Origin of the sequence: Pseudomonas viridiflava (assembly GCF_900602065.1) — a bacterium.
In the GTDB taxonomy this organism is placed as follows: Bacteria; Pseudomonadota; Gammaproteobacteria; order Pseudomonadales; family Pseudomonadaceae; genus Aquipseudomonas.
Map to the genome: position 1 here is coordinate 1 of NZ_UWFN01000017.1, position 320 is coordinate 320.

General features: G+C 55.0%; 1 pseudogene. It reads left to right on the plus strand.

The window, feature by feature from the left end:
• Nucleotides 1-320 (plus strand): annotated as a pseudogene (locus EE949_RS00080) (polymorphic toxin type 44 domain-containing protein); the annotation flags it as partial.

The window sequence follows — 320 nt, forward strand, 5'->3', positions numbered from 1 at the left end:
ATCATCACAGGCTCAATCGACGTCGGTGGTGGATTCCTCATGGGGGACGCTGGCGGTGCAACGATCATTGACTTCATGGCGCTGGGGGCCTTCCGGCCAGATGGCTCTTTGGACGATGAAAAGATGGCGACCTTGTTGGCTGATCCCAAGCTCAAGGAAAAAGCCTTGGCGGCGGATGCTTTGGTAGATCCTGAAACAGCCGGTAAGGAGCCAGAGACGCAGCCTGAGCCAAAAGTGGAACCTGCCGTCTGCAAAGATCCAGATAGGATGGAAGAGCTGGCGACCTACATTGCTGACGAGATCAACACCAACATCAACAG